Annotated in this window: 20 protein-coding genes; 1 reads left to right on the top strand and 19 read right to left on the bottom strand. The window is 38.0% G+C overall.

Translation table 11 applies throughout. The features are described from left to right. Nucleotides 1-46: 46 nt before the first annotated feature. The 15 genes from ACN6NE_RS15695 to ACN6NE_RS15625 form a co-directional block, all read right to left on the bottom strand. Nucleotides 47-1,324, bottom strand: coding sequence for an ABC transporter substrate-binding protein (locus ACN6NE_RS15695; protein ID WP_129706541.1), 1,278 nt, complete (start codon nucleotides 1,322-1,324; stop codon nucleotides 47-49). A 351-nt stretch (nucleotides 1,325-1,675) separates the two neighbouring features. Continuing rightward, the gene (locus ACN6NE_RS15690; RefSeq protein WP_129706539.1) at nucleotides 1,676-2,287 is read right to left on the bottom strand and encodes a flavin reductase family protein; all 612 of its coding nucleotides are present in this window, start codon (nucleotides 2,285-2,287) and stop codon (nucleotides 1,676-1,678) included. A gap of 117 nt (nucleotides 2,288-2,404) precedes the next feature. Further along, the gene (locus ACN6NE_RS15685) at nucleotides 2,405-2,572 is read right to left on the bottom strand and encodes a hypothetical protein (protein WP_165351685.1); all 168 of its coding nucleotides are present in this window, start codon (nucleotides 2,570-2,572) and stop codon (nucleotides 2,405-2,407) included. Nucleotides 2,573-2,704: 132 nt separating this feature from the next. After that, nucleotides 2,705-3,973 carry a 3D domain-containing protein gene (locus ACN6NE_RS15680; protein ID WP_129706537.1) on the bottom strand — a complete coding sequence of 423 codons (1,269 nt, stop codon included), beginning with the start codon at nucleotides 3,971-3,973 and terminating at the stop codon, nucleotides 2,705-2,707. Between the two features lie 439 nt (nucleotides 3,974-4,412). Beyond that, complete coding sequence (gene rbsB / locus ACN6NE_RS15675; RefSeq protein WP_013055634.1) at nucleotides 4,413-5,333, bottom strand: ribose ABC transporter substrate-binding protein RbsB; 921 nt, start codon at nucleotides 5,331-5,333, stop codon at nucleotides 4,413-4,415. A gap of 11 nt (nucleotides 5,334-5,344) precedes the next feature. Next, the gene (gene rbsC / locus ACN6NE_RS15670; RefSeq protein ID WP_025749709.1) at nucleotides 5,345-6,304 is read right to left on the bottom strand and encodes a ribose ABC transporter permease RbsC; all 960 of its coding nucleotides are present in this window, start codon (nucleotides 6,302-6,304) and stop codon (nucleotides 5,345-5,347) included. 1 nt (nucleotide 6,305) lies between these two features. After that, nucleotides 6,306-7,787 (bottom strand): sugar ABC transporter ATP-binding protein, encoded by a 1,482-nt coding sequence (locus ACN6NE_RS15665; protein WP_129706535.1) that lies wholly within the window; start codon nucleotides 7,785-7,787, stop codon nucleotides 6,306-6,308. 14 nt (nucleotides 7,788-7,801) lie between these two features. Then, a complete protein-coding gene (rbsD, locus tag ACN6NE_RS15660) occupies nucleotides 7,802-8,191 on the bottom strand; it encodes a D-ribose pyranase (protein WP_129706533.1) in 390 nt (129 codons plus the stop codon). Continuing rightward, nucleotides 8,192-9,070, bottom strand: coding sequence for a ribokinase (rbsK, locus tag ACN6NE_RS15655; protein ID WP_474325874.1), 879 nt, complete (start codon nucleotides 9,068-9,070; stop codon nucleotides 8,192-8,194). Then, complete coding sequence (locus ACN6NE_RS15650; RefSeq protein WP_013081939.1) at nucleotides 9,063-10,052, bottom strand: LacI family DNA-binding transcriptional regulator; 990 nt, start codon at nucleotides 10,050-10,052, stop codon at nucleotides 9,063-9,065. The genes rbsK and ACN6NE_RS15650 overlap by 8 nt, the downstream gene beginning before the upstream one ends. Nucleotides 10,053-10,168: 116 nt before the next feature. After that, on the bottom strand, nucleotides 10,169-10,594 hold the full coding sequence (locus ACN6NE_RS15645) for a MarR family winged helix-turn-helix transcriptional regulator (RefSeq protein ID WP_013055628.1): 426 nt from the start codon (nucleotides 10,592-10,594) through the stop codon (nucleotides 10,169-10,171). Nucleotides 10,595-10,756: 162 nt separating this feature from the next. Further along, complete coding sequence (locus ACN6NE_RS15640) at nucleotides 10,757-11,167, bottom strand: hypothetical protein (RefSeq protein WP_474325872.1); 411 nt, start codon at nucleotides 11,165-11,167, stop codon at nucleotides 10,757-10,759. Nucleotides 11,168-11,175: 8 nt separating this feature from the next. Next, complete coding sequence (locus ACN6NE_RS15635) at nucleotides 11,176-11,706, bottom strand: NAD(P)H-dependent oxidoreductase (protein ID WP_013055626.1); 531 nt, start codon at nucleotides 11,704-11,706, stop codon at nucleotides 11,176-11,178. A gap of 18 nt (nucleotides 11,707-11,724) precedes the next feature. Next, the gene (locus tag ACN6NE_RS15630) at nucleotides 11,725-13,350 is read right to left on the bottom strand and encodes a DHA2 family efflux MFS transporter permease subunit (RefSeq protein ID WP_025749715.1); all 1,626 of its coding nucleotides are present in this window, start codon (nucleotides 13,348-13,350) and stop codon (nucleotides 11,725-11,727) included. A 42-nt stretch (nucleotides 13,351-13,392) separates the two neighbouring features. Continuing rightward, nucleotides 13,393-14,031, bottom strand: a complete 639-nt coding sequence (locus ACN6NE_RS15625) for a biotin/lipoyl-containing protein (RefSeq protein WP_028412179.1) — start codon at nucleotides 14,029-14,031, stop codon at nucleotides 13,393-13,395. A gap of 351 nt (nucleotides 14,032-14,382) precedes the next feature. On the opposite strand from ACN6NE_RS15625, the gene ACN6NE_RS15620 reads away from it, so the two are divergent. Further along, nucleotides 14,383-14,838 (top strand): MarR family winged helix-turn-helix transcriptional regulator, encoded by a 456-nt coding sequence (locus tag ACN6NE_RS15620; protein WP_016763199.1) that lies wholly within the window; start codon nucleotides 14,383-14,385, stop codon nucleotides 14,836-14,838. Between the two features lie 93 nt (nucleotides 14,839-14,931). Here ACN6NE_RS15620 and ACN6NE_RS15615 read toward each other — a convergent pair whose 3' ends face one another. From ACN6NE_RS15615 to ACN6NE_RS15600, 4 genes are all read right to left on the bottom strand, one after another. Continuing rightward, complete coding sequence (locus tag ACN6NE_RS15615) at nucleotides 14,932-15,693, bottom strand: SDR family oxidoreductase (RefSeq protein ID WP_474325870.1); 762 nt, start codon at nucleotides 15,691-15,693, stop codon at nucleotides 14,932-14,934. A gap of 121 nt (nucleotides 15,694-15,814) precedes the next feature. Continuing rightward, nucleotides 15,815-16,642 carry an aldo/keto reductase gene (locus tag ACN6NE_RS15610; RefSeq protein WP_474325868.1) on the bottom strand — a complete coding sequence of 276 codons (828 nt, stop codon included), beginning with the start codon at nucleotides 16,640-16,642 and terminating at the stop codon, nucleotides 15,815-15,817. A 31-nt stretch (nucleotides 16,643-16,673) separates the two neighbouring features. Then, nucleotides 16,674-17,429 carry an IclR family transcriptional regulator gene (locus ACN6NE_RS15605; protein WP_057241481.1) on the bottom strand — a complete coding sequence of 252 codons (756 nt, stop codon included), beginning with the start codon at nucleotides 17,427-17,429 and terminating at the stop codon, nucleotides 16,674-16,676. Between the two features lie 215 nt (nucleotides 17,430-17,644). Continuing rightward, the gene (locus ACN6NE_RS15600; RefSeq protein WP_129706521.1) at nucleotides 17,645-17,953 is read right to left on the bottom strand and encodes a hypothetical protein; all 309 of its coding nucleotides are present in this window, start codon (nucleotides 17,951-17,953) and stop codon (nucleotides 17,645-17,647) included. Nucleotides 17,954-18,260 lie beyond the last annotated feature (307 nt).

Below are 18,260 nucleotides of genomic sequence, written 5' to 3'. Positions count from 1 at the left end.
AGAGATAGAAGGCAATTTTCTAGAAATCACCTTCTATGCTTCTTGATTATTTTTGAATTCGGTTTTCTAAGCGTTTTTGAGCTGCTTCAAGCGAGTCTGTAACGCCCTTACCATTTGTTACTTCTGACACAGCTTTGACTGCTTCACTGTTTGCAACTGAGTAATTGCCCGTAAAGTTAACCGGCTTAATATCTTTCATTTCATCTGCGAATGTTTTCCAAATCGTTTGATTGTTAAAGTACTCATCTTGTGCAGTGAATAATTTTGAAGAATATACGGTATTTAATGATGGGAATAATCCGCCCTTCATCGCTTCTTCTTGAACTTTATCCGTTGTTGAGAAATACTCCATAAATTTGTACGCTTCATCTGCTTTTTGACTAGTTGCTGAAATCACATAGTTGCTTCCGCCTAAGTTAGAAGCACGGTTGCCTCCTTCTTCAAACGAAGGTAATAAAAACACTCCCCATTTTCCTTTTAAATCCGGAGCCTGCTGCGTAATAGAACCGGATAGCCAAGCACCAGATGGTGAACTTGCTACTTTACCTTCTGCTAAAGCACTGATTGAAGCATCCCAGCCCACTGTATTTTTAACAATGCCTGCTTCTTTTAACTTCTTATTTAACTCCATTGCTTTTTTCGCTTCTTTAGAAGTTAAATTCAACTTTCCTTTGTTATTAAAATAGAACGTACCTTGCTGCGTCAGCGCCATTCGGAATAAGCCATCGTCATTATTAAAATCTAAACCTAGTAAATCAACACCAACTTTTTCTTTAATTTTCTTACCAGCCGCAATGTAATCATCCCATGTTTTGATACTGTTTGGATCTACGCCTGCTTTTTCAAAGTAATCTGTGCGATAGAAAACGCCTGTTGGACCTGCATCAAACGGGAAGCCGTACATGTTCCCATCCTTTGATAAAAGAGCTTTCTTAAACTCTGGAAACTTATCTTCTTGCTTATCAAATCCTTTTTTAGATAGGTTTAAAAATGCTTTTGGAAATGCATCCAAGTATCCTTGGAAACGATCGTCTTCTACTAATACAATATCAGGAAGGCCTTTTCCGCCAGCTTGCAATCCTGTTGTTAATTTTGAATAAACGTCTTCACGTCCCATATCCACTACTTTTAATTTAAACCCTGGATTCTCTTTTTGGTATTCTGCTGCTGCTTTCTTTAATACTGGTACGTTAATATTCCAAGCCCATGCAACAACTTCTTTTCCACCGCTACCACTTGTTTCATTAGCGGACTTTCCTCCGCATCCTGCAAGTACTAGGGTTAAAATGAGTGCAAAACTGATTAAACTAAACCAACGTTTCAATGAATACCCCTCCTATAATCTCGTCTCCTAGTGTGGCAAGTTTTTTTGTAAACGCTCATAATTCTTTCTCGAGAGAATTATTGAAAAATAATTCTGTATATTGAAAGCGTATACAATTTACTTAATCTAAATTATATGAATGAATATCCTTTTCCTCAATGGTAAATATAAAAGCCAAAAACCTTACATTTTTGCCTTTTTCTAAATTGATTTTGTTATTATGGTTTCTATTAACTTTTTCGTTCATGAAAAAAAGCGAATGTACTGTCGTTGTTGAAACAGAACACAATCGCTTATTTAAAAAAATCCAATGTATACTATTTTTTTGCTACATAAGTAACACTTTCTTGCTTATTTGGGACGTTCTAAGGAAAATAATTGCCCCAATTTACTATAGTTAGAACCCGCAAGTCGGCTGACTGGCTTCACACGTTCTGCAGAAACGCGATCGTTTTCTATCACTTTTTCACTAATATGAAACATCACAACTTCACCGATAAACAAATCTGAGCTGTATGCCTCATCCGTTCCTAATGGAACAATTTGGTGAAGCTTACACTCCATCCGAATGCTGGCTTCTTGAATTCCAGGAACCTGCACTTTTTTGCTCGGTGCTAGTGTTAACCCTGTTTCTTCGACTTCACTGACGGAAGAAGGATAAGAAGATGCCGCTTGATTCACCTGTTCCACTAAGTTTTCGTCTACAAGATGAACTACAAATTCTTTAGATGCACTAATATTTTTGGCCGTATCTTTCGTCATTTGACCTTCACTTCTCGAAACCGAAACAGCAATCAGCGGAGGCTCTGCCGCAACTACATTAAAGAAACTAAACGGCGCGGCATTCACTATACCGTCATCGTTTTGACTTGTAACAAACGCAATCGGCCGGGGAATGACGACACCTGTTAACAAATGATAATTGTCTTTTGCACTTTGTACCGCTGGGTCGACTATCTTCATTTTACCCACTCCTTTTCTTCCATTTACTTTATTGTATGGTAACGAAAAGAGTATAGATTAGCTAGCAACTTGCTCACCAAACATGCAAAAAAGAGATTGAGACATAACTACATCCACCTAATCCGAAGACGAACAAATGGGAGTAATGAGCTGGTATAGATCACTTGTGACACCACTGTTAATTTCCATGCAAGGCTTCGTTTCCGCGGGCGACCGATGAGCATCCTCGTCGCGTACACTCCTGCGGGGTCTCATCACTTCCTCTTTTCCCTCAGGAGTCTTCACCTTCCCCTCCAATCAACAGCTAGAAGCAACTAACTAGATGAAGCCTACGTTCACTACAACAATGAAAAAATCCGAACGATTCATCGTTCGGATTTTCCTGCAACTAAAATATTTTTGTTCCAGTCTATTTCTTTAATTTAACACCGTAATTTTCACTGTACGACGTCCGAATGCTTTTGCAGCTGACTCAGAAGGTACTAATACGTCAATTCGATATCCTTTAATCGCACCGCCCGTATCACCTGCTGTTGCTACTCCGTATCCTTCTACATATACTTTTGAACCTAATGGAATAACGGATGGATCTACCGCAATAATTTTATGAGTGCCTGAACTTACATTTTGTCCAGTGGCTGTTACACCGCTACACCCTGCACAATTAGCTGTATAAGCTGTTGCTTCTACATACATTTCTTTTCCAGAATGCTTTTGTGTGCTTTCTTCTTTTTTCGTTTCTTTTGCTTCTGAAGAAACGGCTGCTTTCTTCTCTGTAGCTGCAGCTGTTTTTACTTCTTGTTTTGGCTCTGTTTTTACTTCTTTTTTAGCTGTTGCTAGTTCAGCTTGACGCTTTGCTTCTGCATCAGCCTCAGCCTGTTCAGCTGCCTGCTGTTTTGCCACTTGCTCAGCTTGCTTTTGAGCTGCTTCTTTTTCTTTTGCAATCTTATCTTGAATGCCTGTTAATTCAGACTGAAGGTTTGCTTTTTCAGAAGAAGCTGCATCAATTTCATTTACGACCGTGCTGTACTTTTCTTGCATAGTTGTTAACGTTGCCGTTTGTTTGGCAACGTTTTTATCTAATTCAGCTTGTTTAGCCGCTAAGCTACCTTTTGCTGCTTCTAATACTTTTTCTTGCTTATCAATTTCTTTTTTATCTTTTTCAATTTGATCTAAATCATTTTGATGCTGCTTTAAAATATCATTATCTGCTGACAATAAAGTTGTGACAGCACCCATACGTGCAACAAAATCTCCAAAGTTATCAGCATTCATTAATGTATCAATAACAACGCTTGTTTTATCGTCTTGCTGTAAAGCAACTAATCGATTTTCAATAATATCTTTACGACTTAACACTTTTTCCTGAAGCAAAACGATTTCTTTTTTCTTTTTCTCAATCATTTTGTTCGCTTCTGAAATCTGCTTTTCAGTCGATGCTAACTCTTTTTTATTGCTAGAGATTACTGTATGTAATGAATTTAATTGTGATTGAATGTTTTGAACATCTGAATTGATAGACTGTTTCTCTTTCTCTTTTTGTTGAACAGCCTTTTCTGTTTCTTTAATTTTATTTTCAGTACTCTGGAGCGCTTCTTCATTCGATTGGGCGTGAGTCTCTGTGATGCCGGTCATGAAGAAAATTCCTGTGACTGCTGCAAGAGTCATACGCTTAAAAATTTTCATAAAGTAATAGTCCCCTTTCCTCATAGACATAGTTATACCATAAAAAACTATCTGTTTATGTTACAATACAGTTAAAAGTTTCCCATAATCTGTATAACCAAGAATCTCTTTCTGGGAATTCATCACCAAAATCCCTTGATAGAGAGGTTTACTGTTTATTAAAAAAGATATATTTTTGTCATAAACAGGGCAAAATTGCTCTTTAAAAATAGAAATAAACGCTTATTGTTACAGGTATATTACAAATTTTTCACAGAAAATTATGTGTTTTACCGTCTTTTTTCGGTGTTTTTTACTTTTTATTACATAAATTCCACCTACATAATTCCTACACTATTTATAAAGTTGTGACTTTTTCACTTCTTTTTTACACTTTATATACATAAAAAGACGCCCATAAATCAAATGAGCGTCTTTTTTCTACACACGTACAAAACCATTATTTGTCAGAGGTTACTAGTTTTAAAGGCACTGGAATTTGCTTATCTACCTTTTTGCCTTGAAGAACATTTTTAGCAGACTTTACGGCAAGTTTACCAATTAAAACAGGCTGCTGGGCTACAGTTGCTCCTAGCTTCCCTTCTTTTACCGCTTTAATTGCATCGTCGTTTCCATCAAACCCTACTACTAGCACATCTTTTCCTGAGCTGTTAATCGCTTGAATAGCTCCTAATGCCATTTCATCATTATGAGCAAATACGGCTTTGATACCAGGATTTCCTTGAAGAACATTCTCCATAACGTTTAAGCCTTTTGTACGGTCAAAATCAGCCGACTGTTTAGCCGTAATATCTAGCTTTTGATCCGCAACGTTGTGGAACCCTTTTCCTCGTTCACGAGTTGCTGAAGCTCCCGGCACGCCTTCAAGTTCTGCTACTTGAGCTTTTTCCCCTACTTTTTTCACAATGTAATCAGCAGCCATTTGACCACCTTTTACATTATCTGAAGCTACCAGGGTTTCTACTTTTCCTTTTTCTGCTGAACGATCTAGCGTAATAACTGGAATACCTACATTATTAGCCGATTGTACAGCTGTTGAAATAGCAGCTGAATCCGTTGGGTTAATAAGCAGAATATTAACACCTTGCTGCATTAAATCTTCTACATCGTTAATTTGTTTTGCTGAATCATTTTGAGCATCTACTACAACTACTTCCATGCCCAGTTTTTTTGCTTCTTTTTGTACCCCTTCTTTTAGCGAAACAAAGAACGGATTGTTTAATGTAGAAACGGATAAACCAATTTTAATATCTTTTAAATTTTTACTTTCAGATGGTTTCGCCCACTCAGGAGGCTGAAGTGAACAAGCCCCTAACAGTAATAATGAAAATGATAATAGCACGAGCCAAATTTTCTTCATGTTTTTCCCTCCTAAGCTGACTTTTTGCGATCAATTAATACCGCGATTAAAATAACAATTCCTTTTACGACCATTTGGTAAAATGACGAAACGCCGAGTAAGTTCAAACCGTTGTTTAACGTTCCGATAATCAGCGCACCAATTAATGTTCCAACAATGCGTCCACGTCCTCCAGAAAGGCTTGTTCCACCCAGTACTACTGCAGCGATAGCATCTAACTCGTAAGACGTACCTGCCGTTGGCTGAGCAGAGTTCAAACGAGAAGTCAAAATCGCTCCTGATAGCGCTGCCAATAATCCTGCTAGTGAGTAGATCATAACCTTAACTTTTGGTACTTTAATTCCTGAAATAAATGCTGCTTTTTCATTTCCCCCGATTGCATATGTTCTACGGCCAAACGGCGTTTTATGCAAAATCACCCATAGGACAGCAAACGCTAGTACCATCGTAATTGCCGGAACAGGAATACCTAGAAAATAGCCGCGGCCAAATAACTGGAAGTAATAGTTTTCGCCTAAGCCCGTAATCGGATTTCCATCTGTATAAACAAGCGTTAACCCTCTAAAAATTGTCATCGTCGCTAGCGTTGCAATAAACGGCGCCATTTTTCCTTTTGTAATAAGCAAGCCGTTAATCATACCCATTACAGCTCCTAACACACATCCTATTAAAATAGCTAAAATAGGATCTACACCTGACACAATCATACCTGCCATTAACGCACTTGATAAAGCAAGTATAGAGCCAACCGATAAATCAATTCCGCCTGTTAAAATGACAAATGTCATACCGAATGCAATTAAGGCATTAATGGCTACTTGACGCAGCAAGTTTAAAATATTTAAAGGTTCTAAAAAGCTTGGATTTAAAATCGATACAATGACAATAAGAATAAATAGACCTAGTAACGGACCTAACTTTTGCATCACGTTATCAACGCGATTTTCTTTTATCGCTGTGTTTGCTTTCATTTTACTGACCTCCTGTTGCAAATGTCATAATTTTTTCTTGAGTTGCTTCTTCACTTGTCAGTTCGCCTGTTATTTTCCCTTCATGCACAACCAAAATGCGATCGCTCATGCCGAGTACTTCCGGAAGCTCTGAAGACACCATGATAATGGCCACGCCTCTGTCTGTCAGTTCATTCATAAGCTGATAAATTTCACGCTTTGCCCCGACGTCAACTCCTCGAGTTGGTTCATCCAAAATCAGCACTTTTGGTCCAATGCCAATCCACTTGGCAATAACTACTTTTTGCTGATTTCCCCCCGATAAGTTACCCGCACTCGTCTCAGACGACTCGGTTTTGATCGTTAAACGTTTAATAAGTAAATCTACGAATTGCTGCTCGCTTTTTTGTTCAATAAAGCCTTTTGGCGAAAAGCTGAATAGACTCGGAAGTGCAATGTTTTCGCGAATAGAAAAATCTAGGACAAGCCCTTCTGTCTTACGGTCTTCTGTAATAAAACCGAGACCCAATTTGATGGCTTGATCGGGCTTTGTGATGTTGACCTGCTGGCCATTTAAGATAATTTCGCCTTTTTCTAACGGATCCAGCCCGAAGATAGCGCGCATAATTTCGGTTCGTCCAGCTCCCATTAGCCCCGCAACACCGACAATTTCTCCTGATCGCACTGAAAAATAAACGTTTTGAAATACACCTTTTCTCTCCAAGCCTTTTGCTTCAAATACAACGTCTCCCTTAGGAGATGTCCTAGCAGGAAATCGATCCGTTAGCTCTCTTCCTACCATTTTGCGAACAACATCATCGAAGCTGGTTTCTGGAATCGGCTTTTTGTCTACCGTCTGTCCGTCACGCATGACCGTAATGGAATCACAAATAGCGAAAATCTCTTCCATACGATGTGAAATATAGACAATCGATACACCTTGTTTTCGCAGCGCATTAATTACGTCAAATAACTTTTGAATTTCTCTTTCAGTAAGCGCTGCAGTTGGCTCATCCATGATAATGACTTTTGCATTCGTCATCAGCGCTTTGGCTATCTCAATCATTTGCTGCTGTCCGACAGAACAAAGTCCCGCTTCTTGATCAAGAGGAATGGTCACAGCTAATTTTTCAAACTGCTTCTTTGCTAACGCTTTCATTTCTTTTGTTTTTAAAAAACCTAAAGGCGTTTTTAATTCTTTGCCGATAAATAAGTTCTCAAGCACCGTCATTTCAGGCCAAACGTTCAGCTCTTGATGAATAAAGGTAATTCCGTTTTGTTCTGCTTCTTTTGGATTTTGAAAATACGTCTCTTTGCCATCAATCAGAATCTGCCCTTCATCTTTTTTATGAAGGCCGGTTAAAATATTCATCAGCGTAGATTTCCCCGCTCCATTTTCCCCCATTAGTGCGTGAACTTCACCTTCATGTAATTCAAAATCCACGCCCCTTAGTACACGGTTTGCTCCAAAGGCTTTATGAATCCCTCTCATTGCAATATGCATGCTGTTCACCTCTTTTAAAAAATAACTCCCGCTTGTAAAATGCAGTTTGCATAAGGAGTTGCTTCTCCTGTACGAATCACAACTTTCGCTTTGCTTGTCAGCATTTTTAATTGTTCATGCGATACTTCTTCTACTAAGATGTTTTGCTTCTCCATCAACTCGTAAGCCTTTTGATTTCTTTCTTTCATTTCAGAAGCAATCACTATTTTTTCTGTAGCCATATCTTCTAACACAGCTACTACTACATCTTCAAAGCTAGGCACTCCTAGCTTTAAAGATAAATCAATTTTAGGCACGTCACTAGGAACAGGTAACCCTGCATCTGCAATGACAATAGTGTCTGTATGACCTAGATCTGTTAGTATTTTCGTAATATGACTGTTAATTATTCCGTGACGTTTCATTTACAGACTCTCCTCCACTTCTTTTCGAGTCGGCATACCGCCTTGCGCACCAAATTTAGTGACGGATAGCGAAGCTGCGCGATTAGCAAACTGAATTCCTTTTTCAAAACTCATTCCTTCGGCAAGTGCCACGGCAAGCGCTGCGTTAAATGTATCTCCTGCTCCTGTTGTATCAATCGTTTCTACTTGATAAGAAGGAACCAATACTTCTTTCTCGCCGTTAAAATAGCGTACACCTTGTTTTCCTTCTGTAATAAACAATTTATTTGGATATTGTTTTAATACTTCTTCTTTTTCTTTTCCTTCAAATAAAAGCTCTGCTTCATGTTCATTTGGAGTGATGTAAGAAACTTTTTCAATCACTTCTGCTTTTAATGGTCTTGCAGGCGCTGGATTTAACAAAAGCGGTACTTTAAGTTCCTGACAAAGCTGAGCAACATATTCAACCGTTTCTTCTGGAATCTCTTGCTGAATAAGTACGATATCAGCTTCTTTAATTTTTTCTTTTGCTTTTTCTACGTAGTCTGGAGTAATATAATCGTTTGCTCCTTTGACAACTACAATGCTGTTATCTCCTTCAGCGAGTATAATGTGAGCTGTTCCGCTATCTGAATCTGTAACCGGTTTCATATTTTCCACAGATACACCGTTTGATTTGAAATTCTCCAGGATTGCTTTTCCGTAATGATCTTCGCCCACACACCCAATCATACTCACATCAGCTCCAAGACGGGCTGCTGCAACAGCTTGGTTCGCTCCTTTTCCTCCAGGAACGGTTTTGAATGATTCTCCTAACACTGTTTCTCCAGCTCCAGGACGAATATTTGATGTTACTACTAAATCCATTGATGAACTTCCAATCACAGTTACTTTAGCCATGTTCCTCAACCTTTCGTGTCGTATTTCGTTCAATAAACGTAACGGGTAGTTGTACTTGCTTTTGAATTAAAGGTTCTTTCTTAATGCATTTCATTAACAGACCTGCTGCTTGCTTGCCCATTTCATAAGCAGGCTGACGAATTGTAGACAGCGCTGGAAACGAAAAGCGGCTTTGCGGAATATCATCAAAACCAATTACTTGTAGATCATCAGGCACGCTTTTTTCTAATCGAAACGCCTCGTGTAAAACGGCTGTGGCTACAATGTCATTACTTGCAATAATCCCGTCCGTTTCAGGGTACTTTTGAAAGATTTCCTTTGCCCATTTCTGCGCATCGTCAAACGCTAGAGAATTTGTATTTAATACGTAAAAGTCTGCATCAGACTGACTCAAAACAGACAAAGAGCCTTGAAAACGTTCCTGGGCAGGCTTTACATTTACTGGACCTTTGATAAGTGTAATTCTTTTACTTCCTCTTTTGATTATTTCTTCTGCAGCAAGTTTTCCACCTTCAAAACCATCAGCATAAACGGATGGATACTGATCAGAACTTCTATCTAAAAACACGACGGGAAATGTAAGACCTTCATATAGTTTCTGAGCTAGACTTGTTGTTGCCGTGATCATACCTACTACATGGTTTTGCGTAAACGTTTGGAGATAGGTTAATTCTTTCTCTAACTGCTCATCACTATTGCCAAGAATTAAACGAAATCCATGGCTATGTACTTCATCTTCTATTCCTCGTGCAAGCTGAGGGAAAAAAGGGTTTGTAATGTCTGGAAGCAAGAGACCAATCAAACGCGATTCACGTGTATAAAGCGAACGGGCTACCTCGTTAGGGCTGTAGTTTAATTTTTGAATTGTATTCATTACTCGCACACGTGTGTCTTCTTTTACATATCCTGTACTGTTTAAAACGCGCGAAACGGTCGCAACGGACACGCCTGCTTCTTTTGCTACATCGCGAATTGTTACCACTTTATTTCCCTCCTTTCATATATGTAACCGTTTACACAAATGATAACATGGAAAAGTGAAGTTGACAATCTTTTTATTAAAAAAAATCACTCCATTAAGAAGTGATTTTTCTTTCATTAGATATTAGCGTCTAGTTTCTTAAATAATTTCAAAAATTGCTCTTGATCTTTCGGTTCATAGCAAGAAAAGAAATGAGCAATCATCTTTTGCACAATTTCATTTGCTTCTTCAATCACTTGTTCACCTTTAGCAGTTAACTCAATGTTTACCTTACGACGATCCTCTTTAGAGTGATAGCGTGAAACTAACTCTAAGTCTATTAAGCGATTAATAACAGGAGTAATTGCACTAGGCTTGACGCGCATCTCTTCTGCCAGCTTGGTTACCCCAATGTGACTGCACTTACCGATAATTAATAAGATATGATATTGAAAAGGTGTAATCCCTTGTGAAAGTAACCTTTCTTTTATCTCCGTCATTACCTTTTTGTTAAGGGATATCGAAATTCTCTGGACCTCTTCAATAAATGTGAGCTGTTCCATGTTTTGACGTCCCCTTTCTTATAATCAGGGAGTCGATGTTAACATGTCAGCCCCCTGCTGCACTCCAAGCGAAACCTAGCCTGGGGAGAGCGGCTGGTTTCGCGGAATGCTTATACCCTATTTTCTATCTACTTTATTCCGTACTATTATAATAGAAGAAACTCATTCACTATCGTTTTTCTTAAACGATCTTAAAGCTTTACGAAAAGCGTCATCATTCATAACGTCACGTTCTTCTTTTGTAAAAACCGTGTCGTCTTTTTCGCCTTCTCTAAACTTTTGCAGCACTTGACGATACATATCATCGTTCATGACATCTTTTTCTCTCTTATGTCTAGATGTTCTTGTTTCCGTCTTCGCCTGCGGCTCTTTTGGCTCTTCTTTTGGTGCTGCAGGTTTTTCTTCTGCTACTTTTTTCTCTTCTGCTTTTCGTTCTTTAGGAGCATTTGAAGCAGCCGCTTCTTTTTTAGGTGGAACTGGACGCTGGCGCTTAGAAGATGATGCTTTGGCATTCATTGTAATAATTAGTATAACCAGAATCACAGCTACAACGATCAGTAAAATACCTAACATACCGTCACCTACTGTCCTTGTGTCATTCGTTTAGTCACTTGAACAACACGTTCTCCTAATGCTTTACCTAGCGCTTGGTCGTTCTCTGTTAATAATTCGTCACCTTCGATTGGACAAGTAATTCCAACACCGTAATAAGTACCGTAAAGCGCATTTTCTGGGATGTTACCTGGTAACCCAGCGATAATCATACCTTGATGAAGCATAGGTGTAATTAAATTTAAAAGCGTCGCTTCTAAGCCACCGTGCGTTGTAGCTGTTGTACAGAACACCGCACCTACTTTATTAATTAATTTACCTTCTGCCCATAGATAACCTAATTTATCGATCCACGTTTTTAACCCTGAACTAATTGTTCCAAAATGCCCTGGGCAGCCCCAAATAATAGCATCCATTTCAGGCAGTTCACGTACATCTGCATCTTCGACATGCTTTACATATACGGTTGCTTCTCCAGACAGCTCGGCGCCAGAAGCAATCGCTTTTGCTAATGCCTCTGTATGTCCGCCTTCACTATCATATACGATACAAATTTTCATCCTTTATCCCTCCGTTGCTTATGAGTTCATATCTTTTGGTGCCGGTAACATACGAATATCGTCTGTTGCTTCTTTTTCTGTTTCTTCTACTTCTACTACTGCATCTTTACGAACATCACGTAGGAAGAAACTTAAAATCAATCCAATAATGGCAATAATAACTGTCCAGTAAAATGCGTCGTTAATTCCTTGTACAGTTGCTTGCGCTTGAACTTTTCCAGCTAAAGTTGTTAAAGCTTGTTTTTGCGCCTCAGTTTGAGAAAGGTGAAGCGTTTGAGCAATCTTTTGAACAAACACCTGGAAGTTATTCATAAAGAATGGATCAGATGTATTCATTGAACTGCTCATTTCATTTACATGATATGTTGTGCGATTTGTAAAGATTGTAGTCATTAGACTGATACCGATTGAACCGCTAACCTGACGAAGCGTGTTCGCCATTGATGTACCGTGGCTGCTTAATTTTGCCGGCAGCTGATTTAAACCAGCTGTCATAATTGGCATCATTAATAATGACATACCGAATGCACGGATCATATAAATAATAACAATATGGCTAAACGGTGTTTCTAGCGTTAATTTTGTAAATTCAAATGTTGTCACAACCGTAATCAACATCCCGACAATTCCTAATGGGCGCGGTCCTAATTTATCAAACAGCGTACCAGAAATTGGTGACATAACTAACATAACAAGTGCACCAGGCAAGATTAATAAACCTGAATCAAATGCTGAATAGCCACGAATATTTTGCAAGTAAATTGGCAATAAGAACATACCAGCATACATGCTAATTGTGATGGCAATACTAATAATATTAGATAATGAGAAAATACTGTATTTAAATACTCTCACATCAAGTAATGGACTTTTAAGTCGAAGCTGCTGCACGACAAAGATGATTAATAAGACAATACCGCCAATCATCGTTGACAATACAACTGAATCCGTCCAGCCATCGTTTCCAGCTTCACTGAATCCGTATAGAAGTAAAGCCATACCTGCAAGAGATGTAAACACAGAAATTAGATCTACTTTTACATTTTGAGGTGGTTTAATATCTTTTAATTTAAAAGCTGCAATAATAAGTACGATCGCACCTAGTGGCACCATTCCCGTAAATAAAATGTGCCAGTCATAGTTCTGAATAACCCATCCTGAAAGCGTCGGTCCAATTGCCGGAGCGAACATCATGGCTAAACCAAAGATACCCATTCCTTTTCCGCGCATATGAGGAGGGAAAATAAATACGATAATGGTCATAACTAGAGGTGCTAGCACTCCGCCTCCGACTGCTTGAACCAGACGTCCGATTAGCATAATCGAGAAAGTAGGCGCAATTCCACAGACAAGTGCCCCTATTGTAAAGCAGGCCATTGCAAATAAGAATAAGCGACGAACTCCAAAACGTTCAATTAAATAGGCTGATAATGGAATAAGTGCACCATTTACAAGCATATATCCTGTAAGCAACCACTGTGCGGTATTAGCCGTAACGCCAAACTCTGTAATCAGATGCGGAATCGCAACATTTAGCAGCGTTTGGTTTAAGATTGCTAAGAACAATCCAAGCATAAGTACGACTAGCAGCGGAATATGCTTTTTAACTGAGCTTTCCTCTGGTTGTATCGTGTTTGCTGACATCAGTTCCTTCCTCCTTTCTTCTCTTCTTAATCATGTACGTTCTTAGTTTTTAGAGATTTTAACTTCTGCGTTCATACCTGGTAGTACGTTTTCAGAGTAGTTAGAAATAGAGATTTTAACAGGAACTGTTTGTGATACTTTCGTATAGTTGCCGTCTGAATTAGAGCTTGGCATTAATGAGAAAATTGAGTTTGTTGCATAACCGATTTCTTCTACTTTTCCATCGATTGTTGTTTTAGTATCTCCGTCAACTGTTACATCAACGTCATCGCCAGCTTCAATATCTTTTAATTTGTCTTCTTTAATGTTTGCAATGATGAATAAGTTATTCATATCTACTTCGCTAGCAATTTGTTGACCAGCTTGAACCATTTGATTTTCTTTTACCTGTGTTTTGATGATTTTACCGTCTTCTGGTACTGTAACTGTTTTTTCTCCATCTTCTGATTGGATTTTAGCTACCTCATCATCTTTTGAAACATCTTTACCTTCTTCAATGTTCCAGCTTGCTACTTTACCTGCCGCTGGCGCTACTACTGTATAAAGGTCGCCGGACACTTTTGCATTGTCTGTAGATACATAATTAGATTTTTGAATATAATAGTATCCCCCACCAATAATTAAAGCTAATACTACAATAATTCCGATAAAGTTCATTAAAATTAAACGCCCTCTTGACATTTATTTTACCTCCTTAATATTTCATTCAGTTAAGTATTACGCTAGATAACTTTATCACAAAGATATTTAGTTGTAAATAACTTTGATTTTAATTTATTTTTAAAACTAAACATTTATGTTTCATAAAGTTTTCCCGACTGAATACTTTACTACATCTTTAACTGAAATACAACTTAAAAGTTTTGGTTTCTTTACAAGTACTTTACTTTACTTTAAAGTTAGATACATAAGCATAGGGTTATACACAAAACAGCTCCTTTTTTCGGAACAAACTCCCTATATACATAAACCACAATAGGTAACTAGCAGCAATTGTTTAACACCTATAATGATAAAGAAAAGGTGATTATAATGGATCAGCAGTTAATAGATAAACTAGAAAAACTTGACCAAGTTAAAACCTCATTATTTGAACTCAAGCGAAAGCTCTTGGAAGATAAAATCAGTGAGCAGCCCTATAATTTGACCATTACGAAATTTTTAATTCTAAAATTCATTGGAGTCAGCTCTAAACGTATGGTAGCCGAAATTTCTTCAAATCTAAAGCTAACCTCCGGGGCTACTACCATTTTATTAAATCAATTAGAAGATGATGCACTCATTAAGCGCGTACGTGACCAAAAAGACCGCCGAATTGTATGGATATCCTTAACAGAGGCTGGCGAAACATTAGTGAACTATGTAATTGAGCAGCGAAATTTATTTTGGCAAGACATGCTTTTTGCTCTAACTCCTGAAGAACAGGATGAGTACCTCCGCATGCTTGAAAAAATGGAAAAACGAATTAGACAAACTGTGGATCGTTAATGCTAAAAAGCGTGTGTTCATTTATTTTATGGACACACGCTTTTTATGACCCGCTACTATTGACGAGTTTAGGAAGCTTGTTGTTTGCTGCCTTTAAAATTCAGGATTTTTTTTCAAAAATCCATTCCAAGCCTGTGCTGTAGCTTTCTCAATTTCTTCTTTGGAAGCATGAAGCCTCTTAGCGCTGTCTCCATAGCCAATTTCGATTTTACCTTTTTTCAATTCTTCAAATATCGAATCAGCAAAGTCATCAAGCGGTGCTCCAAATGTATGAAGACCGGGTCCTCCTAAATCCGTGTTCACGGCTGGAGGAAGAATTTCTATCACTTCGGTATTTGTTTCTTCTACTTGATGTCTTAAACTAATCGTAAACGACCTTAACGCCGCTTTTGTTGCGCTGTAGATTGGCACCCATGCTCCAGGTGTTAAAGACAGTCCGGACGTTACGTTAATAACCGTAGCACGTTCTTGTTGAACGAAATGAGGAATCAATAACGACGTTAAATGAATAGGAGCACTTACATTACTCATTAGTTCTTTTTCATAATACTGCCACTCTTCGTGCATGTGTAAAAGATTTACGCGCTGCTGAATACCTGCATTATTCACAATCACATTTAATTTTGGGAACGTTTCAGTCGCCCATTTTACTAGCTCTACTCTGCTTTCTTCCATTGATACGTCGCACACTTTTGTATGTAACGAAGGGAATCTTTCTTTTGCTTCTTGCAGCTTTGATTCCCTTCTTCCACAAATAATGACTTCATTTCCTTCATTTAAAAAACGTTCTGCAAGCGCCAACCCAATTCCGGACGCTCCGCCCGTAATTAAAATAGTGTTTCCTGACATTTTCATTACTTTTCCTCCTCGTTCAACCATCACATTTACTTTTTAATAAACAAAGCGCTACTGCATGAATGACAATAGCGCTTTGTTTATTATTTATCTTACAAGACGTTTTAGCCTTGTTTTAAAATTAAAAGTCAAAGTTATCCGGATCTGGACCTACGCGATAATTTTGATTTAATGCGTTAATTTTTTCAACTTCTTCTGCATTTAATTCAAAATCAAATACATCTGCATTTTGGATAATACGATGTTCTTTTGTTGACTTAGGAATAGTTACTACTTCGTTTTGTAAGTCCCAACGTAAGATAACTTGAGCAGTTGATTTTCCGTGCTTTTCAGCGATTTGAGTTAACACTTCGTTGTCAAGCAGCTCACCTTGTGCAAGCGGTGACCATGCTTCCACCTGGATTCCTTGTTTTTTGCAGTATTCACGCACTTCTGTTTGTGTTAAAAGTGGATGAAATTCGATTTGGTTTACCATCGGCTTGACTTCTGCATCTGCAATTAAGTCTTCTAAATGATGAACTTGGAAATTCGATACGCCGATTGCACGAATTTTCCCCTCTTTATAAAGCTTTTCAAGTGCTTTCCACGTATCCTTATACTTACCTTCAACTGGCCAGTGAATTAAGTATAAATCTAAATATTCAAGACCTAACTTGTTTAAGCTTGTTTCAAACGCTTGAAGAGTTGTGTCATATCCTTGATCTGCATTCCACACTTTTGATGTAACAAATAGTTCTTCGCGAGAAACACCTGATTCTTTGATCGCTTGTCCCACGCCTTCTTCATTTTCATAAATTTTAGCCGTATCAATGCTTTTATATCCAGCTTTGATTGCATATTTAACTGAATCTACAACTTCTTGACCATCTTCTACTTTATAAACACCTAAACCTAACCAAGGCATTTTAACGCCGTTTGCTAAGGTCGTCGTTGACTGTAAGTTTTCCATGTTGCTGTTCATCCCCTTTTTTACTGTTGAATTATTCGTAAAGAGTAATTGCTTGTGAAATTTGTTCTGCGCACTGTCTAACGAGTGCAGCATGTTCTTCGTCTTTCTCTTGTGAAATACGAAGGGATGGACCTGATAAAGCAATAGCCGCCATTATTTTTCCTTTTCTGAAAATAGGGGCTGCAATACAGCGAACGCCGGGCTCCCGTTCTTCATCATCGACAGCATATCCTCTTTCCTTACTTAAAGCCAAATCAGCTTCAAGCTCGTCCAGCTCGGTGATCGTTCGATCTGTATAAGCTTCAAGCGAAAGTTCATGAAGAATAGATTTTTGTACGCTGTCCTCTTGATAAGCAAGAATACACTTTCCAATAGCATTTGCATGAAGCGGCTTTTTATTTCCTACTTCGGAATGCGTACGAGTGCTATATTGCCCGTTGACCACCTGAGTTGTAACCATTTGTTTATGATGGAGAATTCCCGCGTAAATGGTCTCTTTGGTCTCTTCACTCAGTTTCTGCATAGCAGGAACAGAGAGCCAATTCATTTCATAGTTCGTATGCATCGTATTTTGCACGAGTGCCAGCACCAGTTGTGGTGAAACCGTATAGCGGTTAGACGGGTTTCTTACAATAAATCCGTTTTGTTCAAGCGTGCTCACAAGACGATACATCGTACTCTTATTAAAACCGAGCGCTTCCATCATTTCTGGAATAGTCATATTCGGACGGTTTAAAAGCAAAGAGAAGATATCTAATCCTTTTTTTAAAGTTCCAACCTCGGACATGCCCTTCTTCCTCCTTTTATCCGAACAACAATTTTATTATAAAACAAAGCTCTTTATCGTATCAAATAAGGAAACTAAACTAAGTTATTTTCCCTATATGAGAGAATACATAACGTAATTGTTCTTCTTAATCTATTCCACTGTTTTTTCTATTTAAACATAAAAAAAGCCTTAACAATAGAATTTTTTTACAGTTTTTAAATTAGTTTTGCTTTTCACTCGTTAACTTCTTCAAATCGCTTCAGCTGCTCCAGCTGATTTTCCTTTTTCATAATTTCTTTCTGACGCTCGCCTAGTAAATCAAAATGAGGATAGCCAGATCGATTATCAATATACTTAGCGGGAATACCATACTTTTTTCCCCACTTAATCAGCTTATTTAAGTCACTGCAACCTACTTTTGTTACGGTAGTTGCATGTGGAAAACGCTCATCAAGCCAGTAATGAGTTAAAAATGCGATCTCTCCTCGCTTAACAGCTGATTTCCATGCGTTTAGTTCGGGGCGTTTAATTCCAAATGCCATTCTTTCACCTTTCCTCTTTTATATAAGTAGTCACATGATTTGTTTGCTATAAAGAAAAAATATCATTCATATAGAAATCTTTCATAATATCTTGTCTATTTATAACCATCTCTAAATAATAGCGTACTTTCTCAACCTGTTTCCTATCTAAGCATTATTGTGTGCTTATGATTTTATCATCATCTTCTTTTATTTTTCAAAAGATCAAACAAAAAAATAACGTTTAAATAATAAAGAAAAGCCTTATATGTAAAAGAAACTAAGGATTAATTTCAACATTTCTTTTTCGAATGATTTTTCCTTTGTA

The organism is Priestia sp. 53B2 (genome assembly GCF_056099005.1).
This window is presented reverse-complemented; position numbering and strand designations above follow the sequence as displayed.